The sequence below is a fragment of the Micromonospora sp. 050-3 genome (genome assembly GCF_046549335.1).
Taxonomy (GTDB): Bacteria; Actinomycetota; Actinomycetes; order Mycobacteriales; family Micromonosporaceae; genus Micromonospora; species Micromonospora trifolii.
In genome coordinates this window covers 1,338,016-1,363,045 of the sequence record NZ_JAJPVX010000001.1, presented here as the reverse complement: position 1 = coordinate 1,363,045, position 25,030 = coordinate 1,338,016, and the positions used below count along the sequence as shown (strand labels likewise).

Sequence of the window (25,030 nt, the reverse complement as noted above, 5' to 3'; positions counted from 1 at the left end):
GTCCGCCCGGACCGTCAGCTCACGCCCCGAACCGCCTCGATGATCGTCTCGGCGACCTCGCTCGGCCGGGCCACCGTCATCGCGTGCGAGCCGCCGACGACCTCGCGCTGCCCCCGGGGGTTGGCCCGCTCGGCCATGAAACGGTGCACCTCGGCGGGGATGTTCTTGTCCGCGTCACCGAAGACGAACCAACTGGGCAGCGACCGCCAGGCAGGGTCGCCGGTGAGCTTGTCGGCCAGGCCCTGTTCGGTGATCGGCCGCTGGGTCCGGGCCATCAGCGCGGCCACGTCGTCCGACGAGTCGGCGCAGAACTGCGCGTGGTACTGGTCCTGGCCGATCGCCACCTCGTTCCCACCGGTCGACACCGGGTACTGCACCAGCGTGTCGGCGAGCGTGCTGCCGGGGAACTTCGCGGACAGGGTCAACGCCGACTCGCCGGTGTCCGGGGCGAAGGCGTTGACGTACACGAGGGCCCGCACCGAGGTGTCGCCGGCTGCGGCCTGCGTGATAACCATGCCGCCGTACGAGTGGCCGACGAGGACGACCGGACCGCCGATCCCGCGGACGACGTCCTGCACGTACGCGGCGTCGCCCGCGACGCTCCGCAGCGGGTTCGCGACGGCCACCGAGTCGTACGCGGCGCCCAGCCGCTCAAGGACACCGTTCCAGCTCGCCGACTCGGCGAACGCGCCGTGCACGAGCACGATGGTGGGCTGTGGATCTGGCATGACAGGTGCCCCCTCATTCCGTGAAGCTGTTCACCGCCGGTCGCACTGGTACGCCTGGATACCCGTTACGCGAGTGTGAAACGTCCGACCCGATGAGCAGGAGGCTGCGATGGCCACGACGACGCTGGCCGAGGTGACGGCCGAACTGGCCGAGCTGGAGGACCCGAAGGCACGGGAAGTGAACGCCAGACACGGCGACGACCATGGCGTGCACCTCGGCGCGCTTCGGGCGCTCGCGAAGCGGCTCAAGACGCAGCAGGATCTCGCGCGCCAGCTCTGGGCGACGGGCGATGCCTCGGCGCGGCTGCTGGCAATCCTCATCTGCCGTCCCAGGGCGTTCGAGCGGGATGAGTTGGATGTCATGGTGCGCGAGGCGCGCCCCCCGAAGGTGCACGACTGGCTCCTGAACTACGTGGTGAAGAAGAGCCCGCACTCCGAAGAGCTGCGGCTGGCCTGGTTCGCCGACCCGGATCCTGTGGTCGCGAGTGCCGGCTGGGCGCTGACCACCGAGCGCGTGACGAAGAAACCCGAGAGTCTGGACCTCCCGGGACTGCTCGGTGTGATCGAGACCGAGATGAAGGACGCGCCGGATCGCCTGCAGTGGGCGATGAACCACTGCCTGGCGCAGATCGGCATCGAGCACGCCGAGCACCGCGAACGGGCGATCGGCATCGGTGAACGCCTGGAGGTGCTCAAGGACTACCCCACCTCCCCCGGCTGCACGTCGCCGTTCGCGCCCACCTGGATCACCGAGATGGTGCGCCGAGCGGGATAGGCAGCACGTCTCCGGGGTCGACGTCGCCTCCCGCGCGCCCCTATAGTGAGTTCCATTATGGGACTTACTACGTTCTGGCGGTGGTGGGTCGCCGGCACGACCAGCCAACTCGGCTCGGCGGTCGGCGCGCTGGCCCTACCGCTGACCGCGCTGACAGTGCTCCACGCGTCGGCCTTCGAGATGGGTCTGGTCACGGCGGCGGGCTACCTGGCGTACCTTCTGATCAGCCTGCCGGCGGGTGTGATCGTGCAGCGCCTGCCGCTGCGCGGCATGCAGGTCGCCCTGGACCTGGTCCGGGCCCTCGCCATCGCGTCGGTCCCGCTGGCCTGGTGGTTCGACATGCTGACGGTGGCCCAACTGATCGCTGTCGCCCTGGTGGTGAGCTTCGCCAACGTGCTGTTCGACGTGGCGAACCAGACCTTCCTGCCGGAGATCGTGCCGGCCGCGCAGTTGCAGGCCCGCAACAGCCTCACCTCCGGCACGCACGCCGCCACCGCGCTGGGCGGGCCATCCCTGGGCGGTCTCGCGGTGCAGTTGCTGGGTGCGGTGCCGACGCTGTTCGTGGACGCCGTCAGCTACCTGCTCTCCGCCACGCTGCTGCGCACCCTTCCGGCCCGGCGGGTGCAGCGACCGGCCGAGCGGCCGCCGATGGTCACGATGATCCGCGAGGGCTGGCAGTTCGTGCTGCGACACCCGATCATCGGACCGGCCATGTGGGACGCCACCGCGACGAACTTCGTCAACGGCGCCATGCTCGCCCTGTTCCCTTTCTATTTGGTGCGTGAGCTGCACGCATCGCCGCTCATGGTCGGGCTGCTACTCGCCGCCGACGGCCTCGGCACGCTCATCGGCGCCGCAGTGACGACCCGCTTCACCGACCGGTTCGGCACCGCACGCGGCCTGATCATCGCGGCCTTCGTCGGTGTGGCCGGCGCGCTCATCATCCCGCTGGGCACCGGCACCGCCGCGTTCCTGGCCTTCACCGTCGGAAACCTCATCTTCGCCAGTTCCACCGTGGTGCTCAGCGTGACCACCCGCACCTACCGGATGATCGCCAGCCCACCGGAGCTGCTGTCCCGGGTGATCGCCACGGTCAAGTTCGTCTCCTGGGGCGCGATCCCGGTCGGCAGCCTCCTCGCCGGCATCCTGGCCGGGCCACTCGGCGCCCGTACCACCCTGCTGATCTTCGGGGCGCTCACAGTGCTGTCCCCGATCATCTACCTGTCGACGCCGATCCGCCGACTGCGTGACCTGCCGCTCGACCCCACGCCAACACCCACCGAGGCGAGGGTGTGAACCGACCAGGTGCGCTCCTGCTCTGTCCACATGGCTCAGCGGAGATATCGACAGAAGGTGTAGCCCTCGGTTCGCCGGGGCAAGAACCCGCACATGGAGGGAACGGCAGGGCGCGAGAGGCAACAGCTCGGCCGGCGGCACCGTACCGGTGAGCCGGACCGCGCGGGCCTGGCGACCCCACTGCCGGCGGCCTCCGTCTGATGCGGCTGAGGCACAGCCTCCCCCCGGTGGCGCTCGGCGCGGTGGCGCTCGGCGCGGCTCTGGGCGCCAGCCCCGCCCACGCCGACACCCCGTCGCCGCCGCGTCTCCCGCTGGTGGAGGTCGCCACCTCTCCGGAGGCCGCCAAGGTTTCGGTGGCCGACGTGGTCGAGGTGCAGCTGACCGTCCCCCTGCCCCTGCCGACCGCTGTCGTCTCCCTGCCCGTGCCTCTACCGTCGACGGACCCGCTGCCTCTACCGTCGGCCGTTCCGCTGCCGACGCCGTCGGCCATCCCCTCCACTGCCCCGCCGAGTCGGCCGGCCGGCAACCCGTCGTCGTCGCCGCAGGCCACACCGGCACCAACCGCCTCGGCATCCCTGATTGCACGCGTGGCCTCCCCACCACCGCCGGCACCGTCGACGGGAGTGCCGGCGACGGTGACCCGAACCGGCGCCCACGTCAGGTCCGATGGCCGGGCGTCGGAGCAGGCGCGGGCGACGATGACAGCTGTCACCGGACAGCGGCCCAACCCGCCCGCCCGTCCCGCGCCGGGGCCACCGGCGTTCGTGCTGGCGCTGGCGTCCGCACCGACCGGCGTCGGCGCCGGTGGGGCTGATCCACCCACGTCACCAGCCGAAGCTTCGCCGCCCACGTCGCCGTTGCGGCCAGGGCTCACCGTCACCGCCGTCGACAAGCGCGCTACCAGCCGTCCCGTCGAGCGGGGTCCTCCCCCACCCCAGTAACTCCTGATCACCCACTCGCGTCCACGACGTTGATCAGGAGAGGTTCATGGAAATCGCCGTTATCTGGATCCCCGCCCACATCGAGCCGTCGGAGCCCGCCGTCGCGAGGTGTCTCAGCCACCTTCGCGAACACTCCTACCGATTCGCAGGAATCATGCGGGCCCCCTGGGAGACCGTCGAGCAGACGATGATCGACGGTGAGGTGGATGTCGTCGTCATCGCCGACTTCGCCCACCTCCCGCCGGACCGGTCCCCCCGGATCGAGCTGGCCAGCTCCCCCGACGGCGACGCGGACGAGGACCGAACGGTTCCGGACACACAGCTCGACTGACACCACGAAGCGCCCCGTCCGCAACGGACGGGGCGCTTCGTCAATCTTCTATCCCGTGCTCACCCGCGAACCCCTGGGTCAGGCCGCGACGGCCGCCCGGACGTCGTCGGCGGCGGCGCGCAACCGGGCGGCGGCCTCCTCGGCGGTGCAGTTCGCCAACAGCAGCACGATGGCCGTCTTGGCGTGCCCGTGCGCCGCCGCGAGCGCCCGCGCCGCCGTGTCGAGGTCGGTGTCGGCGGCCTCGGCGACGATCCGGCGTGCCCGGTCGACGAGCTTCTCGTTTGTGGCGTTCATGTCCACCATCAGGTTGCCGTAGACCTTGCCGAGCCGGGCCATCGTGGCGGTGGAGAGCATGTTGCAGACCAGCTTCTCGGCGGTGCCGGCCTTGAGCCGGGTGGAGCCGGTGAGCACCTCGGGGCCGGTGGGCACCTCGATGGCGACGTCGGCGTGCCGGCTGGTCACCGCGTCGGTGTTGCAGGCCACCGAGACGGTCGCCGCGCCAAGCGCGCGGGCGTGATCCAAGCCACCGACCACGTACGGGGTACGACCGCTGGCGGCGAGCCCGACCACAGTGTCGCGGGCGGTCAGGCCGACGGCGTCGAGGTCGGCGACGGCGCGGGTCGGGTCGTCCTCCGCGCCCTCGACGGCGACACCGAAGGCTCGTGCCCCGCCGGCGAGCAGACCGATGACCCGCTCGGGCGTCGTACCGAAGGTGGGTGGGATCTCGACGGCGTCGAGCATGCCGATCCGGCCGCTGGTGCCCGCGCCGAGGTAGATCAGCCGTCCGCCCTGGCGGAGCGACGCCACGATGACGTCGACGGCGGCCGCGATGTCCGGCACGGCCCGGCGGACGGCGTCGGCGACGGTCTGGTCCTCGTCGTTCATCGCGAGAAGCAACTCGGTGGGAGACATCCGGTCGAGGTCGCCGGTCTTGTCGTTGCGGGTCTCGGTGCCGAGGGTGCTGAGGTCCACGGGGTGCTCGTTCCTCTCGCTGGTGTGCAGTCGCCGGCCGGCGGGGAGAGGTCCTCCGGTCGCCCGGCGGCTCGCCGCCGAGTGCGTCCTCGCGACCCGCCGTCGCGACCGGGCCGAGGGCGCAGCTGCGAACAGTCCCCGTATCAGCAGGCTGAAACCACAGCGTAACCAGCCCGGACGGGCGGTGGCAAAAAGTTTCGAGTTACGCTGGGTCACCGTCACTTATTGACAACCGCTGGTTGGGAGCGAGCCGTGCGTCAACTCGACCTCGTCGTGATCGTGCTGTACCTCGTGGTGATCGCCTACGTCGGACTACGCCTGTCCGGTAAACAGAAGTCCGCCAAGGACTACTTCGTGGGCGAGGGTCGACTGCCCTGGTGGACTGTCTCGTTCTCCGTGGTCGCCACTGAGACCAGCGTCCTGACCGTGATCAGTGTTCCCGGCGGCGCCTACAGCGGTCAGGGCTTCGGCAACGTCGAGCTGGCCCTGGGTTACGTCATCGGTCGAGTCGTCGTGGCCGCTGTGCTCATCCCGCTCTACAAACGGGGTGGGTTCGTCAGTGCCTACCAGTACCTCGGTGAGCGGTTTGGCCTGAAACTTCAGGGTCTGGCGTCGGTGACGTTCGTCTTCACCCGCCTGCTCGCCGAGGGTGTACGGCTGTTCGCCTCGGCCATCCCCATCAAGCTTCTTCTCGACGAGTTCGGGCTGAATGTCGGCTACCAGGCCATCATCATCGTCCTGACGCTCATCACTGTGGTCTACACCTACCTCGGTGGCATCAAGGCGGTCATCTGGACCGATGCCATCCAGATGGGGCTGTACCTGGGCGGGGCGATCCTGGCCATCGCGGTGCTCAGCCACGCCGTCGGCTTCGACGGCTACTCGCAGGCCCTGGACGCCGGCAAGTTCCAGCTCTTCGACACCAACTTCGCGCTCTCGCACGTGCTCACCAGCCCGTTCGCCCTGCCGACAGCGATCATCGGTGGCGCGATCTTCGCGATGGCCAGCCACGGGTCGGACCAGCTGATCGTGCAGCGCATCCTGTCCACCCGCACGCTGCGCGAGGGGCAGAAGGCGATGATCTCCTCGGGCATCTTCGTGGTGATCCAGTTCGCGGCGTTCTCCCTGGTCGGCGCGCTGCTGTGGTCGTACAACAAGGGTCAGACCTTCAAGGAACTCGGCCTGGCGAGCAGCGACAACCTCTACCCGAGCTTCATCCTGCACGCCCTGCCGGTGGGCATCTCGGGTCTGCTGGTGGCCGGCATCCTCGGCGCCGCGATGGGCTCGCTGTCCTCGGCGCTGAACTCGATGTCGAACTCCACAGTCGCCGACTTCATCCACAGCTTCTTCCGCAAGGTCCCGTCCGACGACGCGATGCTCCGCCTCGCCCGGGTGATGACCCTGGTCTGGGCGGTGCTGATGGCGGTCTTCGCCTGCGCGTTCAGCTCCAGCACCGGAAACGTCTACCTGACCGGTTTGACAATCGCCGGCTACACCTACGGGGCGCTACTCGGTGCCTTCCTGCTCGGCCGCCTCGTCAAGCGCGCCAACCAGGTCGACGCGGTGGTCGCCTTCCTGGTCACCGTGGCGGTGATGACCTACATCGTCCGCTACGTCAAGATCGATGTGACGACGGCCGGGACGACCACCGCCACCGCCATCGCCGCGCAGTGGCTGGTCCCGATCGGCGTCCTGATCACCCTGGTCGTCGGCGCGGTGTCCAGCCGGTTCCACCCGGCCCCGGAGACGCCGTACGACCATGGGCGTAGCGACGAGGTCGACGACGACGCAGCGGCGGCGCCCGCCGGCCGGGCGTGAAGGAGGACGTGATGCGCGTGATCGGCCTGATGTCCGGAACCTCATACGACGGCATCGAAGCCGCCGCGGCCGAGTTCGAGCTCAGCGGCGACACAGTGCGGATGCGACCGCTGAGCCGGCTCAGCCACTCGTACTCCGACGAGTTGCGCACGCAGATCGCCGCCGCCCTGCCGCCCGCGGCGACCACCACCGAGGCGATCTGCGTGCTGGACACCGGCATCGGCCAGGCCTTCGCCGAGGCCGGCATGCGGGCCCTCGCCGAGCTGTGCGACGGCCACGCCGATCTGGTCGTCTCGCACGGGCAGACAATGCACCACTGGGTGGAGGACGGCACGGTTCGGGGCACCCTCCAGCTGGGTCAGCCGGCCTGGATAGCGGAAGCCACCGGCCTTCCGGTCGTGGCCGACCTGCGCAGCCGCGACGTCGCCGCCGGCGGCCAGGGCGCTCCCCTGGTCGCCCTCTTCGACGCACTGCTGCTGGGCGGTCTGCCCGGCGTCCCGGCCGCGCTGAACCTGGGTGGCATCGCCAACATCACCGTCGTCGCTCCGGACGCGGACCCGCTCGCCTTCGACACCGGTCCGGCGAACGCGCTCCTCGACGCCGCCGCCCGCCACTTCAGCGGGGGCACCGAGGAGTACGACCGGGACGGGCGCGGGGCGGCCGCCGGGCAGGTGAACCCGGAGCTGCTGCGGCGGCTGCTCGACGAGCCGTACTACCGGCTGCCCGGCCCGAAGACCACCGGGAAAGAGCTGTTCCATCTGCCCTACCTGCTCGCCGCCCTCGCCGACGCGCCCACGCCGGACCCACAGGACGTGTTGGCCACGCTCACCAGGCTGACGGCGGTCACCGTGGCCGGCGCCTGCCGCAACCACGGCGTCACCCGCCTCGTCGTCTCCGGCGGCGGCGCACACAATCCGACGCTGATGCGCATGATCGCCGACGAGTTGCCCGGCGTCCAGCTGTCCTCCAGCGACGACCTGGGCATCGCGTCGGACGCCAAGGAGGCGCTGGCCTTCGCGCTGCTGGGCTACCTGACAGTGCACGGGCTGCCGGGCACCCTGCGCTCGGGCACCGGTGCGCGGCACGCCTCCGTGCTCGGCAGCATCACCCCCGGCCGGCAGCCGCTGCGGCTGCCGGCCCCGGCCAGCACCGCTCCCCGCCGACTGCTGATCGCCAGCCGTCCCGCCGTGCCGCCGGTGGCCGGCTGACCACGCTCCCGGGAGGATCCGCCGATGAGACCCGTCGTACCCGTGCCGCCGCCGACAGCGGCCGGCGCTCGCGCCCGCGCGGTCGCCGAGCTGCTGCGCTCCCGCCTCGATGATCCGAGCCGGGCCAGCGCCGAACTGCCCCGGAGGCTGGCGGCGGCGCACGACGCCTCGCCGTACCTGTTCGAGCCGCAGGCAGTGGTTCGCGCCGCCTCCGCCGCCGAGGTAGGGGCGTTGATGGCCGGCGCCCGCGAGGCCGGCGTGCCGCTGACCCTGCGCGGCGGCGGCACCAGCCTCGCCGGGCAGGCCGGCGGCGCGGGCGTGCTGGTCGACGTCCGCACCGACTGGCGGCACGCCGAGGTCCTCGACGACGGCCGCCGCATCCGGCTCCAGCCGGGCCTGACGATCCGGCAGGCCAACGCTCGGCTGGCCCGCTACCGACGCCGGCTCGGCCCGGACCCGGCCAGCGAGGCCGCCTGCACTGTGGGTGGCATGGTGGCCAACAATTCCAGCGGGATGACCTGCGGCACCACCGACAACGCGTACCGCACCATGGAGTCGCTGCGCTTCGTGCTTCCGTCCGGCACCGTCGTCGACTCCGGCGCCCGCGACGCCGACGACCGGCTGCGGGCCGACGAGCCCGAGCTGCACGCCGGGCTGCTGCGCCTGCGCGACCGGGTGCGCGCGACGCCGGGGTCGCGCGCCACCATCGAGCGGCTGTTCGCGATGAAGAACACGATGGGGTACGGGCTCAACTCGTTGCTCGACCACAGCACCCCGGTCGAGATGCTCGCCCACCTGATGATCGGCAGTGAGGGCACGCTCGGCTTCGTGGCCGAGGCCGTCTTCCGTACCGTCGAGATCCACGACCACGCCGCCACCGGCCTGCTGATCCTGCCCGGTCTCACCAACGCCACCGACGCGCTGCCGGCCCTGCTCGCCGCCGGCGCCCGTACCGCCGAACTGCTCGACGCGGCCGCGCTGCGGGTCAGCCAGCGCGACCCGGGGGCGAGCCCGGCCCTTCGCGGGTTGGCGGTCACCGGCCACGCCGCGCTGCTTGTGGAGTTCGCCGAGGACAGCGCGGAGCAGTTGGCCGCGACGCTGGCCGACGCCCGGCCCGTGCTCGACCGGCTGCCGGCCGTCAGCGGCACCGAGCTGACCCGCGACCCGCGCGAACGGGCCAACCTCTGGCACCTGCGCAAGGGCCTCTACACCGCCGTCGCCGGGGCCCGCCCGCCCGGCACCACGGCCCTGCTGGAGGACGTCGCGGTGCCGATGCCGCGCCTGACCGGCACCTGCGACGGGCTGATCCGCCTGTTCGACAGGCACGGCTACCCGGACGCGGTGATCTTCGGACACGCCCGCGACGGCAACCTGCACTTCATGCTGACGCAGTCCTTCGACACCCCGGCCGAGATCGACCGCTACGCCCGGTTCACCGACGACATGGTCGACCTGGTGCTGGCCGAGGGGGGAACACTCAAGGCCGAGCACGGCACCGGTCGGGCCATGGCGCCCTTCGTCCGCCGGCAGTACGGCGACGAGCTGTACGACGTGATGCGCGAACTCAAGCGGCTGTGCGACCCGAGCGGCCTCCTCAACCCCGGTGTGCTGCTCAACGACGACCCGACAGTGCACCTGCGGCAGCTCAAGGCCGTCCCGACTGTCGACCCCGAGCTGGACGCCTGCGTCGAGTGCGGCTACTGCGAGCCGGTCTGCCCCACCGCCGACGTCACCACCACCCCCCGGCAGCGCATCGTCCTGCAACGGCAGATCGCCCTCGCCACCGCTGCCGGCGACGAGGAGCGCCGCCGGGAGCTGACCGCCGACTACGAGTACGCCGCTGTGGACAGCTGCGCCGCGGACAGCCTCTGCGTCACCGCCTGCCCGGTCGGCATCGACACCGGGGCAGCGATGAAGCGGCTACGCGCCGAGCGGCACACCCCTCGCGCCCAGCGCACCGCCCGCACTGCCGCGCGACACTGGCAGGCCGCCGTGACGGGCGTCCGGGTCGGACTGACCGCCGCACACGCCGTACCGACGCCGGTGACCCGCGCCGCCACCATGGCGATCCGTGGTCTCGGCGCCACCGAACTCGTGCCGCTGTGGAGCGACGACATGCCACGCGCCGGCGCGGCCCGGCCTACCCCCCGCAGCGCGCCGGACGCCCAGGCGGTGTTCTTCGCGGCCTGCGTCGGCAGCCTCTTCGCACCCGAGGACGGCTCGTCCGGCGGTTCGGCGGCGGCGTTCCTGCGTCTGTGCGAACTGGCGGGGGTGCCGCTCGTCGTACCGACCGGCACGGCCGGTCTCTGCTGCGGAACCCCGTGGCAGTCCAAGGGCTACCCCGCCGGTCACCGCGAGATGGCCGAGCGGACCCTGGCCGCGCTCTGGGCGGCCAGCGACGAGGGTCGCCTGCCCGTCGTGTGCGACGCGTCCTCGTGCACGCACGGGCTGACGCAGCTGACCGCCGCGCTGGCCGAGGAGGACCGGGCACGGTACGGCGCGCTGCGCTTCGTCGACAGCGTGACCTTCACCGCCGAGCACCTCCTGCCGGCGCTGCCGCAGCCCCGGCGACTGGGCTCGCTGGCCCTGCACCCCACCTGCTCCACAGTGCACCTGGGCGGCATCGACGACCTCCGCGCGGTGGCCGGGGCGGTCGCCGACACCGTCACCGTGCCGGACAGCTGGGGGTGCTGCGCCTTCGCCGGTGACCGGGGGCTGTTGCACCCCGAGGTCACTGCCGGCGCCACAGCGGCGCAGGCCGCCGAGATCAATGAACGCGACCACGACGCCTACGCCTCCTGCAACCGCACCTGCGAGATGGGCATGAGCCGGGCCACCGGCCAGCCGTACCGGCATGTGCTCGAGGTGCTCGTCGAGGCGGTCGAGCCGCCGGCGTAGCCGGTGCCGTACCCAAGAGCGCGCCGCCCGCCGCAGAGCTGCGGCGGGCGGCGCGCTTTGGTGCCTTGCCTTACCTCAGGAGAGCGCGATGTCGCGGTAGTAGTAGCGCAGAATCGCCTGGTAGTTCTTGCCCTCGTTGGCGAGATCGCGCGAGCCGTACTGCGACAGCCAGTCCCCGTCCACCCAGCCACCGCACGCGGTCGTCGTCGCGCAGTAGTGCGCCCGCAGGATGTTGCCGCTGCGGGTCATCCGGGCCGACCAGGTCCGGTCCACCGCCGCGGACGTCGACGACTGTGCCGACGACGGCCGGTAGACCTGGTCGCCGGTGTCGTCCCGGACGTCGTAGCACTGTCCGCCGGGCGTCTTCCGGGTCGAGTGCAGCGCCCAGTACCAGGCGTAGCTCTTGACTGCCATCGCACCGGCGTCCAGCGAGGCGGCCGGCCAACTCGTCACCCACTCGTTCGGGAGGACGTTCTTGACGTACGTCTTGAAGTCGACTCGGTCGACCCGCCCGAGACTGACCCGGTAGACGAGGATGGTGCTCGGCAGCTTGCTGTTGGTGCCGTCGGTGCTACAGCCCGTCGGCCCGCTCAGCAACTCGTGCGAGGCGTTGTTGTTCTTCAGCGTGGCATTGAGGTTGCTCTTCGCCCCGGACGCGAAGTCCTGGGTCGCACCGGCGAAGTTGCTGTTGAAGTAGACCCGCACCGTCTTGCCGGTGCGGTTCCACACCGACGCGGCGTTGTTCTTCACGCACAGGCCCTTGCCGCTGCCCGCGCCTTTGAAGTCGTAGCAGGTCGGTTGGGTCGTACCGTAGTCGTCCATTGAGTCGGTGAAGTCGGAGACCGAGCCCGCCTGGTTGCTGTTGTAGTAGTAGCAGAACTCGCCGCTGTCGCAGGTTCCGTCCCGTGCGGCCGCCGCTGCCGGCGAGGCAACACTCAGGATGGAGGTGGACATGGCGAGGACGGCGCCGACGATGGCGAGGCCCTTGCGGATATTCATGGTGTCCTACTTCTCGTTGTAGCCCTGGGAGTTCCAGAACGCGGTCGGGTCGGCGTTGTCCAGGGTGGAGTCGCCGACGCTGACGGCCGCGTGGGTCTGCCGGCCGGCCCGGACCTCGACGTGGGTGTGCGCGCCCGAGCTGGAGGACACCCCGTGCCACGACTCATCGGCGATGATCTCGCCCTTGCTGATGGCGTCGCCCACGCTCACCCCGGACTTCGGCGCGGTGTGCAGGTAGATCACCGACTTGTTGAGTGAGGAGTTGTAGACGGAGATCGTGGACAGGCCGCCGCTGCCGGTGGTGCCCCGCGCGACGTAGATCACAGTTCCGGAGACCAGGGCGCGCACGTCCGAGCCGACGCTGCGGGCGATGTCGATGCCCTCGTGCCGGCCGGGTGTCGTGGTGTAACCGTCGAAGCCGCAGGTGACCGTGCCGCCGCTGGCTTGGTACAGGGCGTACGACAGGTTCGTGCGCGTCGACGGCGAGAACTGGTGCGAGGCGTTGTTGTTCTTCAGCGTGGCGTTGAGGTTGCTCTTCGCGCCGGCCGCGAAGTCCTGGTAAGAACCGGCGTAGCCGCTGTTGAAGTAGACGCGTACGGTCTTGGTGCTGCGGTTCCAGACCGAGGCGGCCTCGTTCTTGATGCACAGGCCCTTGCCAGCGCCAGCGCCCTTGAAGTCGTAACACGAGGGCTGCTCGGTGCCGTAGTCGTCGAGCGAACCGGTGAAGTCCGAGACCGATCCCGCGTGGTCACTGTTGTAGTAGTAGCAGAACTCGCCGCTGTCGCAGACCCCGTCGCGGGCCGCCGCCGACGCTGGCGATGCGACGCTGAGGATCGAGGTGGTCGCGGCCAGCGCGACGCCGACGGCGGCGAGGCTTTTACGGATGTTCATGGTGTCCTTTCAGGAACGGTGAGGGGGTGCGGGTCACTGCCCGCGCTGGTACTGCTCCCAGGTCTTGATCGGGACCTGAGGGCCGTCGTCCGGTCCCTGGTTGGCCAGGCCGTTCATGCCCAGGTAGTAGTCGCCGACCTGGTGCTGCGCCTGGCTGGACAGGTCCGTGTCGTTGATCGCCGTGGCGTGGATGTGCCACGGCCAGTCGCCCTGATTCGGGTTACGGACCCAGGCCGCGAAGCCGACCTTGCGCAGGGCCCGGGCGACTGCGGTGCGCTTGGTCGCTGTCATGCCGGTGACCGCGATGTCGACCACACCCCCGCCGTCGTGCGTACCGGCCGAGGTGGGGTCACCACCGGGGTTGTACGAGCCCTGGTCGAGGACCAGGGTGTAGCCGAGCAGACGCTGGGCCTCGGCCAACATGGCCTGTGTACGGGCGTTGACGACGTACCCGTCACGCGGGACCTTCGCGCCCGGGCCGATGGTGTTGCCGACGGTGTAGCGGTTCTGCCCGAGCTTCGTCAGCGACGTCGTGCCGGGCAGCCCGTTCGCGGCCAGCCCGGTGTAGCCGAGCGAACGCTGGTACGCCGCGTACGCCGAGACCGTCACGGTGCCGAAGTAACCGTCGACCCACTGCGCGTTCAGCAGGCCCTGCGCCTGGAGCGCCTGCTCGACGGCGAGCACGGAGGTCTTCGCGCCCGGGGTCAGTGTGTTGTCGGCACGGCGGGGGTCGATCTGAGCGGCCAGGACGGTGGCCTCCATGTCCACGACTGGCCGCGCGGCCGTGGTGACGGTTCGCTGCGCTGTGGCGCCGGGGGTCGCGGCCCACGCGTGGGCCGGAACACCGACGGCCACGCAGAGCGCGGCGAGCCCGACGGATAACCAGGGACGGCGCACTGTCGGTCCTCCTCGCAGTTGGTGTGTCGTTCGGTACGGACATCACCTTGCGAGAATCGGCCTGCTGTTCGGTACCCCTGCTGCCCTGTCAGATCCGTCAGGCCGTCACCGACCTCGATGGATGTGGTGTTGTCAGCTTCGGCGGTACCCCTGACTGACATCGATGGTTCGCCCTCTGACACCGGTCGAGGTGAGCGGGGAGCGCACTCAGGCGGTGACGGTGACCATGAAATACACCGGCCGGCGGGTGGGAAAGTACTCCTGCCCGTTCTCGTCGACCATCTTCCAGCTGACCCAGCACTTCCCGGGACGACTCGGTGCGGTGACCTCGACACTGATCATCACCTGCTCGTCGGGCGGTGTGTCGCCGATCGCCACCCGGTCCGGCACCTGGCAGCCGTCGGCGTCCGCTGTGGGGTTGGTCCGCTGGAGAAAACGGTTGTGCCAGGCGACCTTCCCCACGTTCTTGAGGGCCCACACCTTGACGAACTGGGAGTTCACCCGCACCCGGGTGCCGTCGGGGATGGTGACGTCGGAGATGAACTTGCTGGAGTCGCCGGGGATCAGCGAGTCCGAGAACGCCGAGGCCGACGGCGACACCGACGGTGCTGACGACGCCGCCACCGCGCCGGGGTCGTCCCGCGACGACCGGCCGCGGACGACGATGCCCAGGACGGCGACCATCACCACCACCAGGACCACCGCTGCGGCGGCGAGCCATGGCAGCCGCTGCCGCCGTGCACCCGCGACCTCCTCGTCGGTCGGCGGATAGTCCGTGCCGCGCAGCGCGTTCTGCTCCTTCGGAGACGACGCGGGGACGACGGACACGACAGGCCCATCCGGTTCCGCGGCGTCGGTTCCGGTGTCGGGCTTCTCCCCGCCCGCGGTGATCGGGGTTTCGGCGCCGGTCGGGGACTCGGTACTGACCGGCGCGGCATCGCCGTCTTCGGTGCCAGGGGCGGACGCGGGGCGCTGCGCGTCCTCCCAGCGACGCCGCCACTGGACCTCGTCCGCCTCGCAGGCTCGGACGAACTCCCGGACCGTCTCCCAGGAGGGAAACCTGGTCCCGGCGGCGGCCTCGTGCAGCGTGGTGTGCGAGATCCGGCCCGACCGCCCCGCCATCTTGCGGAACGACGGGTCGCCCGCGGCGGTCCGCAGGGTCCGTAGCTGTTCAGCGAACCTCTCGGCGGCCCGTCTGTCCTGAGTCGACTCGGCGGCGGCACGCTGGTCCTTCATCACTCCCCCATGTCAGACGACGTCGTCAGGCGTTGTCAGAGCGTGTCAGAGGGTACCGAACGGGACAAGGCCGCCATCAATGTGGTGCATCGACGACACCGGGCTCCACGGTCCCGGTGCATTGAAGGAGGTCACCGATGAAGAGCCTTTCCCGACGTGGCGTGCGCGTCCTCGCGGCCGCCGGTCTGGCTGTGCCCGCGGCGCTGGCGATCGCCGGACCCGCGCACGCCGAGACCAACCCGCGCTGCGCCGGCTCGGTGCAGATCGGCGCGACCGCTTACGTCACCGTCGGCGGTCAGACCGCGGCTTCGGTCAAGCAGTACAAGGGCTGCGGCAAGAACTACGCCTACACGTACGTGTGGCAGCAGTACCGGGCCAGCCACGGCTCGTACCAGGTCTGCACGTCCATCGTGACCGGAAGCACGCTGCGCGACCTGCAGTGTTCCAGCGGCCCGGAGGTCTGGTCCTCGGGCGCCAACACGCTGTCGGTGTGCACCCGGGCCCTCGGTGGCATTTCGGACGTGGCGCAGAAGGAGACCGAAGTGCGCTGCTGACCCGGCGAACTCGACGTTTTCCCCGCCGGGATGGTGATCCCGGCGGGCCCGGCGTCACGGGCAGGGTGTCCGCGCGCAGACATCGACGACCTTGCCGGTGAGCAGGAAGACCGCCTTCTGTTTCTGCGCTTCGGCCTGGGCGCGGGGGAACTCGTGCGGATCGTCGCCGAACTCCGGACCGGCCGGAGCGAGGTTGGTCGGTGGCGGCGCGTAGGCCGCGCCGCTGTTCCAGATCACGATCGCCGAGCCGGTGTACGGGTAGCGGCGGATCGGCGCGATGCCCCAGTACGGCCGCTTGTCCAGTGACCAGCCGTCGGCGAGCGCGGGGGTGTGCAGGCGCGCGCCGATGGTGCGCGCCTGCACCTCCGCCGCGGCGGGCGAGACCTGCTGGTCGCCGAAGGCCACGTGCATCAACACCTGGTGCGCCGGGGTGCGCGGTAGTGGCCGGTCGGTCATGTGCTGGGCGTACCCGTTGGCCTCGGACCGGTCCCACAGCATCTGTAGCAGCGCGAGGACCAGTTGTTGGTCGACCTTGTCCGGGTAGTAGCCGTCCAGCACGGTCTGGAACGGTGCGAAGTCCACGCTGCGTTGCAGCAACGTGGAGTAGTTCATCGCCGGCACGCCGAGCACCGACCGGGTCCAGTCCTGGGCGATGGCGGTGAGCGCACCTCCGTTGATGCCGCCCTGGCTGTTTCCGTCGTAGTGCAGCCCGCCGACGCGATTGATCAGCGGCCGGGCGGTGGCGTCCCGGAACGCCGGGTGGGCGGCGAACCCAGCCGGATGGATCATCGCGCGACCCAGGAAGAGGAAGTTCAGGAAGCTCTGCTGCAACCGGTCCGCCACCGCGGGGAAGACACTGAGGTCGGTGAAGGCGCCGGCCACATAGGGGACGTCGGCGGCGGCCATGCCGATCCAACTGCTCGCGCAGAAGGTGAAGTTGTGGGTGTTCGACATCGTCTTGACGTTGCCGGCATTGATCTCGGTTGGCCTGCCGAGCAGTCCGTGGCCGTAGAGCGAGAGGTGCGCCGGCCTCGCGGCCGACGCACTGCGCGGGATGTTGCAGACGAAGTCCGCCGCCAGCGTCGCGCCGGACGGTGTGGGCAGGGCGTTCGGCGTGGGCGGCGTCCCGGCGCCGCCGGCCGGCCCGTAGTGCAGCCGGGAGCCGGGCCCGCCGTCGCCGGTCAGATAGGACGGTACGCCGATGGTGCCGGTCACCTGCCGGGCGATCAGCGGGTCCTGCTCCGGTGAATAGTCGGTCACCTGGGTGACGGTGACCGGCGGCGCGGCCCGGCCGAGGTCGGCGAACGCGTCGTCGCGAACAGCCACCATCCGCCCGGTCAGCCCGTGCCGGCTGGCCACTGTGAAGTCCCAGGCCAGGTAGAGGCTGTGCCGCTTGACGCCGGTCCGAGTCAGGTCGGTGACGATCCGCCTCACCTGCGCCCCCCGCGCGTCCCGCGGCTTGAAGCTGGCGCCGGTCAGGTACGTCGTGAACTCCTTCGGCGCCGGAATCACCGCCCCGTTGCCGTCGCGCAGGCCGCGCAGCCCGACCACGTAGCGGGTGCCCTCGGTCAGCGCCACCGCCGGCCTGATGATCAGCAGCTGCCGCTCGGGCTGGCCGGCGGCGTGCGCGTCCAGCTCGGCCCAGTACGGTGTGCGCTCACCCGTCCGGGTGTTGAGCAGCACGATCGGCGCGTCCGGCGCCAGCGAGCGGCCGATGTCGGTGACCGGCGCGATCCCGCTCGCCGCGGCGTCGAGGCCGGGTACGCGCACCAGGATCGGTGAGCCGGGACTGAACCCGTCCTGCCGGTTCCACTCCGTCGGGTCGATCGGGGTTCCCCGCACGTTGGCAGGCATCGCGGCGGCGGCGAACCGCACCCGCTTGCCGGTGGGGCTGCTCCGGTCCGGCACTGTGAAGTAGTCGTTCGGGAACGGCAGCAGGCAGGCGGTCGGGTCGATCGGGTCGCAGGACGGGTGTCCGGCCGGCGCGGGAGTCGTCGGCGGTGCGGCAGGGGCCGCCGTGCCGAGCAGGACGGCGCCCGCCGTCACCAGCACGGACACGGCTAGGCGGAGCCCTCCGGAGGTGGTCACACGCATCTCCTTCGACGCTGGACGGCGGATCGATGGGTGGTGTTCTTCCTACGCGTGTGAAAGCGACTCAGCAAGCGAAACAGACTCGCGGCCGGTGGCTGGCAGCCGATCACGCTCTGGCTGCCGGCCACCGGCCGCATCGACGACCCACGGAAAGCTCAGTCGGTGATCACCGGCCAGGCGTAGGCGAGCAGGGCGCAGGCGGCACCCAGAAGCGCGAGCGAGACACCCCTCGTGGGCAGCGGCAGAGCTGCGAGCACGATCAGGATGACGGCGACAACGTAGAGAAATGCCTGGACCGACATGGTGCTCTCCTCAATCAGGGGTAACGAGCGGCTGACTTCATCCGCGGGATGCCCCAGGGCGTGATCTCAGAAACCTCCTGCTGATCACAGTTCGGCCCACAGTGGTACGTGCGGCTCGACCGGTGCGGTGCCTACGTCTGGAGAAGAAGCGCTTCGGCGCCCACCGGCCGAAAACCCGCCGCCTGGAAGGCGCGCACGCTGCGCGCGTTGCCGGCGGCCTGCTGGGCCCAGACCGGCTGACCGTCGGGCACCAGATGTCGGGCGGCCGTCGCCAGCGCCCGCCCCAGGCCCCGGTGGCGACGCTCGTCGTCGACCTCGATCGCCGCCTCCCAACGGCCGGCCACCCCTCGGCCGAGCACGACCACCCCGCCCTCGGCGGCCCAGACGCGGATGTCGTCACGGCGCCGACGTGACCTGACCTCGCGAGGATGACCGGCGTCCGCCAGCTCAGTCAGCGGCATCGGAGGTGGCCCGGCAAGGAAACTCGCGACGGTCAGCAGGTCGATCGTGTCCATCGAGCGCCGGGTGCGGTCGAGCAGCGCACCCAGGAAACGCGGATTCATAGTGGCCGCCAGGGAGTCGCAGTCGATAGCGGCCAGCGTACGACGTACCCAGTGGGGATCTTCGTCGGTGAACACCACCGAGTGTCCGGTGAAGGCGATGACTCCGGCATCGCGTTGGCTTGGCTGCGACACCACTGTGGTCCCGCCGTCTGGTGGCGGGAAGTGGCCGTGCGCTGCCGCGTCCAGGATGTCGGTCAACGTGCGGTCCATGGTCGTCTCTCCTCGGTCCCCGACCGCACGGCCGCCGAGGTCGGACGCGGCAATCCGCTTCCCGCCCCTTGCCACCGCGCGAACCAAACAGTGCTCAGACATCCTCCCGCGTGAAGTACGGCACCGTGTGCCGCGGTGTATCGGCCCGGCGCCCAGGTCGCGTGGCTGCGGTACCAGATCCGGGGCCGGGCGCTACTCGAAGCCGGCCAGGCCGGCCTCGGCGAGCGCGCGCCGCGCCAGGTCCAGATCCGCGGCACCGACCCCGGCAAGACGCCTGCGCGGCCCGGCAGGCGGCGGCGCGGCGCGTCAACCGACGGCGGACGCCGGCCCGCGTTCCGGCCGGCGCCCGCTCACGACCTCGACGGGTCAGCAGCCGATCCGGCTGGACCCCAGCGCGACGTCGTCGTACCAGAGGGTGTCGGCTCCGCCGCCGTAGCTCTCCCAGCCCAACTTCAGGTCGGCGAGCTGCGGCCGCCAGGCGCGGTTGTACCACTGGCCGTCGATGTCGTGCGTCGGTGCGCCATCCGCCGTCAGCCCGGGGATGGCGGTCCCGTCCAGCCAGGTACGCAGCTGACCGGCCGCACCGTCAACCATGAACTCCACGCAGGTCCACCGGTTGGTGGGTAGCGGCACGCTCTGCGCCACCCCGGCCGGGCTCTGCTCGGGCAGTGTCGCGTCGTCGGAGGCGCGGTTCCACTGAAGGGCGCCGTTCTGGCCACCCAACCGCAGGTCCTTGTTGCCGTCGGCGGCGTCGGCCATCGCCATCATCGTGGTGTGTTCGGTGGGCTGGGCGGTGGTGTGCCGGACCCAGATCCGGCCGTACCGGACGATGCCCACGCTGCCGAGGTTCTTCGTGGATCTGATGAAGACGTGGTTGCAGTACCCGGCGGCGCCGTTGATCCGGACCGACCGGCTGCCGCTGTGCGTGGTCGCCGTGTCGATGGTGGCGGTACCCGCGCCGGAACAGTCCGGGCTCACCACGGCCCAGTCACCGGACGGCGTCGGACCCGTCTGGCCCTCGAAGCCGTCGCAGAGCACAGCGCCGGCACAGCCGGTCGGCGGCTCGGTGGTGGGCGGCGGGGTGGTCGGCGGGGGCGTCGTTGGCGGGGGCGTGGTCGGCGGAGGCGTCGTCGGCGGCGGGGTGGTGGGCGGCGGCGTGGCGCCGTTGCACGCCACGCCGTTCAGGCTGAACCCGGTCGGCGCGCCACCGCTGGAGCCGTACGTACCCTGCAACCCGAACTCGGTGGAGCCGCCGGCCGGGATACTGCCGTTGTACGACGCGTTGCGGGCGGTCACCGTCGATCCGGACTGGCTGACCGTGGCGTTCCAGCCGTTGGTGACCCGCTCGTCCCCGGCGTACGTCCAGGTGACTGTCCAACTGGAGACGGCCGCGTCCCCCGGGGAGACCTTGACGGTGGCGGTGAATCCGCCGGGCCACTGGTTGGGTGTGTAGTCGACCCGGCAGCCCTGGGCGGCTGCGGCCGGGCCGCTGAGCAGCGCCGCCCCGGTTGTGGTCGCGGCGGCGGCCAGCGCGGCGACGACCACGAGGGTCGCGGCGGGGCGGGCGCGGAGAATCGTCATGAAGAGTCCTTCTGCCATCGAGCTGAGCGGAGGCGGCACGGCGGCGCGTCCTGGACGGACGCGGCACGGCAACGTGCCCTGGATGCGGCGCTGCGGTGCGCCACAGCGACCGGTCGCGCGTGCGACCGAAATGCCCGGCTCGGGGGTGGACCTGTCAGCCGCCGACGGCCCGGTCCCCCGGACCCCGGCGGCGCCCGCCCTCAATCTATTGACGAATACCGATTCAATCAAGGTCGGCACGAAGCCCCCGCCGTGCCGATCTTGCAGTTTCAGATGTCGACACGCGTGGGATGCCCCTTATGTCGGGACAGCGAGTGCAAGATCGCGGAGGAGGGACAGTTCCGGGGCCGTGTCGATCTGCGGGTTTCCCGTTCGACGTGGGGATGCTGGGGCCGGGAGACGGCCCCGTCGGATGAGGAGAACGCGATGTCGAAGTACCTGTTGATCATGCGGGGCACCGATGAGACGAACGCGGCCATGATGGCCGACCTCGACGAGATGATGGCGGCGACCCGCCAGTTCATCGAGGACATGATGAAGGCGGACGTTCTCGTGGCGGCCGAAGGGCTGGACGATCCGCGCCAGGGTGTCGTTGTCGACTTCGGCGGCGATGCACCCGTGGTCACCGACGGTCCGTACGGCGAGACCAGGGAGTTGTTCGGCGGCTACTTCCTGCTCGATGTCGCCACCAAACAGGAGGCGGTCGAGTGGGCCAAGCGGGTCCCGGCGGTCCGCGGGTCCAAGATCGAGGTCCGGCGGGTGGCCGGGGCCGACGAGGTCCCGCAGGGCAGCGAGATCAACGGCCACGTCTGATGGGTACGGCCGACGTCGAGGCCGTCTGGCGGATCGAGTCGGCGCGGATCGTGGCCGCGCTGACACGGTTCACAGGTGATTTCGGGCTGGCCGAGGACGCCGCCCAGGAGGCGGTGGCCGAGGCGCTGGTGTCCTGGCCGCGTGCTTCTCCGGCCAATCCGGCCGGGTGGCTGATGGCTACGGCCCGGCGGCGGGCGATCGACGCGATCCGCCGCCGGGTAGCCCTTCAGGAGCGATACGCCCTGTTGGCGGCCGATACCGCGCTCGACCAGGAGATCGACCCCGACCGGATCGACGACGATGTGCTGGCGTTGATGTTCGTCAGCTGCCACCCGGTGCTCTCCCCCGAGGCGCGGGTGGCGCTGACCCTGCGGGTGGTCGGCGGCCTGTCCAGCGAGGAGATCGCCCGCGCGTTCCTGGTGCCCGTGCCGACCGTGCAGGCCCGCATCACCCGGGGCAAGAAGGCGATCGCGGCGGCCGGGGTGCCGTTCGAGCTGCCGCCGGTCGGCGAGCGCCGGGAGCGACTGGGCGGTGTGCTCAGCGTCCTCTACGTGATCTTCACGGAGGGGTCGACGGCCACGTCGGGCGACCGGCTGCTGCGCACCGACGTGGCGTACGAGGCGATCCGGCTGGCCCGCACACTTGCCGCGCTACAGCCGGACGAGCCGGAGGTGCACGGTCTGCTCGCCCTGTGCGAGCTGACGGCCGCGCGATTCCCGGCCCGGACCGACCCGGACGGCACCCCGATCCTCCTTGAGGACCAGGACCGCCGGTTGTGGGACTTCCCGGCGATCCGCCGTGGGCTGGCCGCGCTGACCAGGGCATCGCAGCGCGGCCTCGGCCCCTACGGTCTACAGGCCGCGATCGCGGCCACGCACGCGGCGGCAGCCTCGGTCGAGGAGACCGACTGGGCCGGAATCGTCCGGCTCTACGAGGCGCTCGGCCGGGTCGCGCCCTCGCCGGTGGTCGAACTCAACAGGGCCGTCGCCGTCGCGATGGCGTCGGGCCCGGCGCCAGCCCTGGCCATCGTGGAGAGGCTGATCGCCTCGAACCGGCTCCCCGGCTCACACCTCGTCCCGACCGTACGCGGCGAGCTGCTGACCCGCCTCGGCCGGCTTCCGGAGGCGCGCGCCGAGCTGGAGTTGGCCGCCCGGCTCTGCGCCAATCAGCGCGAACGCTCGGTGCTGCTCGGAAAGGCTGCCGCGCTGAGCTGACTGCTTCAGCACCGCCGGCCGGAAGCCCGAAGGCCGCTCGCCGCCCATGGTCGCAGGATCAGATGTGCGTTCTCGCCTGCTCGATGTGCCGGGCGATGGCGTGCGCGCCGTGGGTGCGTGCGATGACGTGCGCCTCGTCGAGGGTGGCGAGCGCGTCCGCGCGGCGGTCCTGCGCGGCGGCGATGTAGGCCAGCCCGATCATGTTGGAGGCCACGCCCGGCAGCGCTCCGACCTCCCGACGCAGCCGGGTCGACTCCTCCAGCCGCTCGCGCGCCTCGTCCAGCCGGCCAGCGGCGTGCGCGGCGATGCCCAGGTGCCGGAGCGCCTCGGACCGGGTCGGCTTGTCGCCGGTCTGCGCCGCCAGCCGGCAGGACCGCTCCAGGTACGGCACCGCGGTCTCGTCGTCACGTCGGATGAACTGGTGCAGACAACCGATCCAGAACAACGCCTCGGCCTCGCCACGCGGGTCCCCCAGTGCCTGGTACAGCTCCAGCGCGCGCTCGAACAGTGGCAGCTCGGCGGGATCCTCGGTAGGCGACGAGCCGGCGTCGGAGGGCGCGCTCTGAAACCGGGCGTGCAGGATCATCCCCCGCGCCAACACCGCATCGGCCTCGACGGCGCGCAGACCCTGCTCGGCGTCGATCAGCGCGCCGGCGTCGCCGCCGAACACCGCCCGTTCATAGACCTCTCGGGCCCGTACGATCCGATCGTCGGTGCTCATCGTCGCCCCCGCTGGCATCGCCGCTACCGTCCCAGGCCCGGCAGTTTAGTCGGCAGACCGCCTGCCCGGCCCGCCCGAACACCAGATCAGCAAGCGTGCAACCCCCGGACGGGAGGGCCGCGTCGTACGGCCGTGACAGTCAGCGCAGAGAACAGACCCGTTCTGGTCGCCGGAGAGGACAGACCCCGGTGAGGCAGGCCGACGAGACCGACTTCCACGACTTCGTCGCGGGCCGGATGGATCGCTGGCGGCGCAGCGCGTTCCTGCTCTGCCAGGACTGGCACACCGCCGACGACGTCGTGTCGGTGACCGTGGCGAAGCTCTACCGGAACTGGCGCACGGCGGGTCGGGCGGACAACCGTGACGCGTACGCCCAGCGTGTCCTGACCCGTTCCTGGCTCGACGAGCGGCGCCGGCCCTGGAAGCGGCGGGAACAGGCGAGCGAGACGCTGCCGGACGTGGCAGTGGCGGCCCCGGAGACGGTCACCGACCGCGAAGGACTCGCCGCGTTGCTGCGTTCCCTCGGCGCTAAGCAGCGGGCGGTGCTCGTGCTCCGGTACTACCTGGACTGTTCGGTGGAGGAGACCGCGCAGATCCTCGGCATCTCCACCGGCACCGTCAAGAGTCAGTCGGCACGCGGGTTGGCGAACCTGCGCGCCGTCGTCACTGGCCAGTCATGAGGAAGAGGCAGCAGATGGGTCACCAGTTGTTCGACGAGTTGATCGGGACGCCACCGCCGCCCCAGGTGGACGTGGCGGGCATCGTTCGACGTGAGCGGCGCGCGAGCCGCGCCCGGCTGGTCGGCGGCCCGCTGGCCGCAGTCCTGGCGTTGGCGGTCGGCGTCGGTGTCGCCGTACACGATCGGGAGCCCGGCCGGCCGCTGGCCGCGCCCTCCCCCACGGCCACCGACACCGGGTTCCGCCTGGTCTTCGACTCCGACGAGAGCGCCGAGGCCAGCGCGAAGCGCCTCAGCGTGGAGTTCGATGCCGCGCTGCGCGCGGTGGCGTCCGGGTCGACGTGGTTCTGGATCCCCGACCACGTGGGCGAGGCCCACCAGCCGGACGGGCGGCCGCCGGTGTTCACCCACACCGGTCGGGACGACATGGTCGGCGGCGGATCCGGCGTGTCGTATCGGGGACGGAAGGGTCCGTTGGGGGTGTCGATCTCTCCCGACGTTCTCGATCCGGCGCCGACCGGCCGGCCCGTAGACCCCTCGGCGCCCGAGGGGCCCGCCGGATTCCATTGGCCGTGCGAGCTGCCGGAGGGTGCGGGAGACAACCGCTACCACCGGGTCTGTGTGGCCGGGACGACGCCCGGTGGCCTCCGGATGAAGACCGAGACGCTGACCGGGAAGCGGACCGGGAGCGTGCAGCACATCGTCTCGATCCAACTGCCCGGCAACCGGGCGCTCAGCGCGAGCGTCAGCAACATGGTGGGGGTCGACGAGCAGGCCGTCGCCGCGCAGCCGGAGCCGCCGCTCTCCGCCGAGCAGCTCAGGGCCGTCGCGGTACGGGTTGCGGAGCGGGTCAGGGCCTGACGGTCGCAATAATCAGGGGGTATCTATCGCCTGAGCTGGAGGTCCCCATGCGTGTCGTCCGTATTCTGCCCAACCTTCCGGTGGCTGACGTCAGCGCCGCGAAGGGCTTCTACACCGAATTTCTCGGGTTGAGCACCGAGGCGTTCAGCCTGGGGTGGGTGGCCCGCTACACCTCGGCCGACCCCGACGTGGCCGTGCAGCTCGTCTCCGGCGACGCGACAGCACCCGAGGACTCGGTCATCAGCGTGCAGGTGGATGACGTGGACGGTGCCTATGCCGAGGCACAGCGGCTCGGCTACGAGATCGTGCATCCGCTGACCACCGAGCCGTGGGGCGTGCGCAGGTTCTTCGTCCGCGCTCCGGACGGCAACGTCATCAACGTGGCGGCTCACCGCTCCTGAGGTGATCTCGACAATCCCGAGGGATTGACCCTCACAGACGCCCGATGTTAACT

24 protein-coding genes are annotated in these 25,030 nt (G+C 70.9%); 13 read left to right on the top strand and 11 right to left on the bottom strand.

Going from position 1 to position 25,030, the window contains the following annotated elements:
* Positions 1-14: 14 nt before the first annotated feature.
* Positions 15-728: an alpha/beta fold hydrolase gene (locus ACLJOK_RS06310; RefSeq protein WP_410816765.1), complete on the bottom strand. Its 714-nt coding sequence runs from the start codon at positions 726-728 to the stop codon at positions 15-17.
* Between the two features lie 109 nt (positions 729-837).
* Between ACLJOK_RS06310 and ACLJOK_RS06305 the strand changes: the two genes are divergently transcribed.
* From ACLJOK_RS06305 to ACLJOK_RS06290, 4 genes are all read left to right on the top strand, one after another.
* Positions 838-1,503: a DNA alkylation repair protein gene (locus ACLJOK_RS06305; RefSeq protein WP_410816764.1), complete on the top strand. Its 666-nt coding sequence runs from the start codon at positions 838-840 to the stop codon at positions 1,501-1,503.
* Between the two features lie 57 nt (positions 1,504-1,560).
* On the top strand, positions 1,561-2,799 hold the full coding sequence (locus ACLJOK_RS06300; protein WP_410816762.1) for an MFS transporter: 1,239 nt from the start codon (positions 1,561-1,563) through the stop codon (positions 2,797-2,799).
* A 227-nt stretch (positions 2,800-3,026) separates the two neighbouring features.
* Positions 3,027-3,740 carry a hypothetical protein gene (locus tag ACLJOK_RS06295; RefSeq protein ID WP_410816760.1) on the top strand — a complete coding sequence of 238 codons (714 nt, stop codon included), beginning with the start codon at positions 3,027-3,029 and terminating at the stop codon, positions 3,738-3,740.
* A gap of 46 nt (positions 3,741-3,786) precedes the next feature.
* Positions 3,787-4,071 (top strand): hypothetical protein, encoded by a 285-nt coding sequence (locus tag ACLJOK_RS06290; protein ID WP_410816759.1) that lies wholly within the window; start codon positions 3,787-3,789, stop codon positions 4,069-4,071.
* A gap of 78 nt (positions 4,072-4,149) precedes the next feature.
* Here the strand turns inward: ACLJOK_RS06290 and murQ are convergent, their stop codons facing one another.
* A complete protein-coding gene (gene murQ / locus ACLJOK_RS06285) occupies positions 4,150-5,043 on the bottom strand; it encodes an N-acetylmuramic acid 6-phosphate etherase (RefSeq protein WP_410816757.1) in 894 nt (297 codons plus the stop codon).
* Between the two features lie 252 nt (positions 5,044-5,295).
* On the opposite strand from murQ, the gene ACLJOK_RS06280 reads away from it, so the two are divergent.
* From ACLJOK_RS06280 to ACLJOK_RS06270, 3 genes are read left to right on the top strand one after another with little or no spacing between them, the layout of a single operon-like run.
* Positions 5,296-6,861, top strand: a complete 1,566-nt coding sequence (locus tag ACLJOK_RS06280; RefSeq protein ID WP_410816755.1) for a sodium:solute symporter — start codon at positions 5,296-5,298, stop codon at positions 6,859-6,861.
* 11 nt (positions 6,862-6,872) lie between these two features.
* The gene (locus ACLJOK_RS06275; protein WP_410816753.1) at positions 6,873-8,069 is read left to right on the top strand and encodes an anhydro-N-acetylmuramic acid kinase; all 1,197 of its coding nucleotides are present in this window, start codon (positions 6,873-6,875) and stop codon (positions 8,067-8,069) included.
* A 24-nt stretch (positions 8,070-8,093) separates the two neighbouring features.
* Entirely contained in the window at positions 8,094-10,967 is a 2,874-nt protein-coding gene (locus tag ACLJOK_RS06270) for an FAD-binding and (Fe-S)-binding domain-containing protein (protein WP_410816751.1), read from the top strand.
* 75 nt (positions 10,968-11,042) lie between these two features.
* Here the strand turns inward: ACLJOK_RS06270 and ACLJOK_RS06265 are convergent, their stop codons facing one another.
* The 4 genes from ACLJOK_RS06265 to ACLJOK_RS06250 form a co-directional block, all read right to left on the bottom strand.
* Positions 11,043-11,966, bottom strand: coding sequence for a peptidase inhibitor family I36 protein (locus tag ACLJOK_RS06265; protein ID WP_410816750.1), 924 nt, complete (start codon positions 11,964-11,966; stop codon positions 11,043-11,045).
* Between the two features lie 6 nt (positions 11,967-11,972).
* Positions 11,973-12,857 carry a peptidase inhibitor family I36 protein gene (locus ACLJOK_RS06260; protein ID WP_410816748.1) on the bottom strand — a complete coding sequence of 295 codons (885 nt, stop codon included), beginning with the start codon at positions 12,855-12,857 and terminating at the stop codon, positions 11,973-11,975.
* Positions 12,858-12,890: 33 nt separating this feature from the next.
* Positions 12,891-13,754 carry a peptidoglycan-binding domain-containing protein gene (locus ACLJOK_RS06255; RefSeq protein WP_410816746.1) on the bottom strand — a complete coding sequence of 288 codons (864 nt, stop codon included), beginning with the start codon at positions 13,752-13,754 and terminating at the stop codon, positions 12,891-12,893.
* A 207-nt stretch (positions 13,755-13,961) separates the two neighbouring features.
* The gene (locus tag ACLJOK_RS06250; RefSeq protein WP_410816745.1) at positions 13,962-14,990 is read right to left on the bottom strand and encodes an NBR1-Ig-like domain-containing protein; all 1,029 of its coding nucleotides are present in this window, start codon (positions 14,988-14,990) and stop codon (positions 13,962-13,964) included.
* 137 nt (positions 14,991-15,127) lie between these two features.
* Between ACLJOK_RS06250 and ACLJOK_RS06245 the strand changes: the two genes are divergently transcribed.
* Complete coding sequence (locus ACLJOK_RS06245) at positions 15,128-15,544, top strand: hypothetical protein (RefSeq protein WP_410816744.1); 417 nt, start codon at positions 15,128-15,130, stop codon at positions 15,542-15,544.
* Between the two features lie 54 nt (positions 15,545-15,598).
* On the opposite strand, the gene ACLJOK_RS06240 is transcribed toward ACLJOK_RS06245, so the two are convergent.
* The 4 genes from ACLJOK_RS06240 to ACLJOK_RS06225 form a co-directional block, all read right to left on the bottom strand.
* Complete coding sequence (locus tag ACLJOK_RS06240; protein ID WP_410816742.1) at positions 15,599-17,632, bottom strand: hypothetical protein; 2,034 nt, start codon at positions 17,630-17,632, stop codon at positions 15,599-15,601.
* A gap of 158 nt (positions 17,633-17,790) precedes the next feature.
* Positions 17,791-17,937, bottom strand: a complete 147-nt coding sequence (locus ACLJOK_RS06235) for a hypothetical protein (RefSeq protein WP_167337290.1) — start codon at positions 17,935-17,937, stop codon at positions 17,791-17,793.
* Positions 17,938-18,068: 131 nt separating this feature from the next.
* Positions 18,069-18,710, bottom strand: coding sequence for a GNAT family N-acetyltransferase (locus ACLJOK_RS06230; protein ID WP_410816740.1), 642 nt, complete (start codon positions 18,708-18,710; stop codon positions 18,069-18,071).
* Between the two features lie 366 nt (positions 18,711-19,076).
* Complete coding sequence (locus tag ACLJOK_RS06225) at positions 19,077-20,291, bottom strand: cellulose-binding domain-containing protein (RefSeq protein ID WP_410816738.1); 1,215 nt, start codon at positions 20,289-20,291, stop codon at positions 19,077-19,079.
* A 426-nt stretch (positions 20,292-20,717) separates the two neighbouring features.
* Here ACLJOK_RS06225 and ACLJOK_RS06220 point away from each other — a divergent pair, with 426 nt between their 5' ends.
* Entirely contained in the window at positions 20,718-21,104 is a 387-nt protein-coding gene (locus ACLJOK_RS06220; protein ID WP_410816737.1) for a YciI family protein, read from the top strand.
* On the top strand, positions 21,104-22,318 hold the full coding sequence (locus tag ACLJOK_RS06215; protein WP_410816736.1) for an RNA polymerase sigma factor: 1,215 nt from the start codon (positions 21,104-21,106) through the stop codon (positions 22,316-22,318). The genes ACLJOK_RS06220 and ACLJOK_RS06215 overlap by 1 nt, the downstream gene beginning before the upstream one ends.
* Positions 22,319-22,376: 58 nt before the next feature.
* Here the strand turns inward: ACLJOK_RS06215 and ACLJOK_RS06210 are convergent, their stop codons facing one another.
* Complete coding sequence (locus ACLJOK_RS06210; protein WP_410816735.1) at positions 22,377-23,039, bottom strand: tetratricopeptide repeat protein; 663 nt, start codon at positions 23,037-23,039, stop codon at positions 22,377-22,379.
* Positions 23,040-23,227: 188 nt separating this feature from the next.
* Here ACLJOK_RS06210 and ACLJOK_RS06205 point away from each other — a divergent pair, with 188 nt between their 5' ends.
* The 3 genes from ACLJOK_RS06205 to ACLJOK_RS06195 are packed head-to-tail and all read left to right on the top strand — an operon-like array spanning position 23,228 to position 24,977.
* The gene (locus ACLJOK_RS06205) at positions 23,228-23,719 is read left to right on the top strand and encodes a SigE family RNA polymerase sigma factor (protein ID WP_410816734.1); all 492 of its coding nucleotides are present in this window, start codon (positions 23,228-23,230) and stop codon (positions 23,717-23,719) included.
* A gap of 14 nt (positions 23,720-23,733) precedes the next feature.
* Positions 23,734-24,576, top strand: a complete 843-nt coding sequence (locus tag ACLJOK_RS06200; RefSeq protein WP_410816732.1) for a hypothetical protein — start codon at positions 23,734-23,736, stop codon at positions 24,574-24,576.
* A 47-nt stretch (positions 24,577-24,623) separates the two neighbouring features.
* Positions 24,624-24,977, top strand: a complete 354-nt coding sequence (locus ACLJOK_RS06195; RefSeq protein ID WP_410816731.1) for a VOC family protein — start codon at positions 24,624-24,626, stop codon at positions 24,975-24,977.
* Positions 24,978-25,030: the final 53 nt, after the last annotated feature.

Coding starts and splice junctions, on each gene's coding strand:
- ACLJOK_RS06310 (WP_410816765.1), bottom strand. CDS start 728: ATGCCAGATCCACAGCCCACCATCGTGCTCGTGCACGGCGCGTTCGCC.
- ACLJOK_RS06305 (WP_410816764.1), top strand. CDS start 838: ATGGCCACGACGACGCTGGCCGAGGTGACGGCCGAACTGGCCGAGCTG.
- ACLJOK_RS06300 (WP_410816762.1), top strand. CDS start 1,561: ATGGGACTTACTACGTTCTGGCGGTGGTGGGTCGCCGGCACGACCAGC.
- ACLJOK_RS06290 (WP_410816759.1), top strand. CDS start 3,787: ATGGAAATCGCCGTTATCTGGATCCCCGCCCACATCGAGCCGTCGGAG.
- ACLJOK_RS06275 (WP_410816753.1), top strand. CDS start 6,873: ATGCGCGTGATCGGCCTGATGTCCGGAACCTCATACGACGGCATCGAA.
- ACLJOK_RS06270 (WP_410816751.1), top strand. CDS start 8,094: ATGAGACCCGTCGTACCCGTGCCGCCGCCGACAGCGGCCGGCGCTCGC.
- ACLJOK_RS06265 (WP_410816750.1), bottom strand. CDS start 11,966: ATGAATATCCGCAAGGGCCTCGCCATCGTCGGCGCCGTCCTCGCCATG.
- ACLJOK_RS06260 (WP_410816748.1), bottom strand. CDS start 12,857: ATGAACATCCGTAAAAGCCTCGCCGCCGTCGGCGTCGCGCTGGCCGCG.
- ACLJOK_RS06250 (WP_410816745.1), bottom strand. CDS start 14,990: ATGAAGGACCAGCGTGCCGCCGCCGAGTCGACTCAGGACAGACGGGCC.
- ACLJOK_RS06245 (WP_410816744.1), top strand. CDS start 15,128: ATGAAGAGCCTTTCCCGACGTGGCGTGCGCGTCCTCGCGGCCGCCGGT.
- ACLJOK_RS06235 (WP_167337290.1), bottom strand. CDS start 17,937: ATGTCGGTCCAGGCATTTCTCTACGTTGTCGCCGTCATCCTGATCGTG.
- ACLJOK_RS06230 (WP_410816740.1), bottom strand. CDS start 18,710: ATGGACCGCACGTTGACCGACATCCTGGACGCGGCAGCGCACGGCCAC.
- ACLJOK_RS06225 (WP_410816738.1), bottom strand. CDS start 20,291: ATGACGATTCTCCGCGCCCGCCCCGCCGCGACCCTCGTGGTCGTCGCC.
- ACLJOK_RS06220 (WP_410816737.1), top strand. CDS start 20,718: ATGTCGAAGTACCTGTTGATCATGCGGGGCACCGATGAGACGAACGCG.
- ACLJOK_RS06215 (WP_410816736.1), top strand. CDS start 21,104: ATGGGTACGGCCGACGTCGAGGCCGTCTGGCGGATCGAGTCGGCGCGG.
- ACLJOK_RS06210 (WP_410816735.1), bottom strand. CDS start 23,039: ATGAGCACCGACGATCGGATCGTACGGGCCCGAGAGGTCTATGAACGG.
- ACLJOK_RS06200 (WP_410816732.1), top strand. CDS start 23,734: ATGGGTCACCAGTTGTTCGACGAGTTGATCGGGACGCCACCGCCGCCC.
- ACLJOK_RS06195 (WP_410816731.1), top strand. CDS start 24,624: ATGCGTGTCGTCCGTATTCTGCCCAACCTTCCGGTGGCTGACGTCAGC.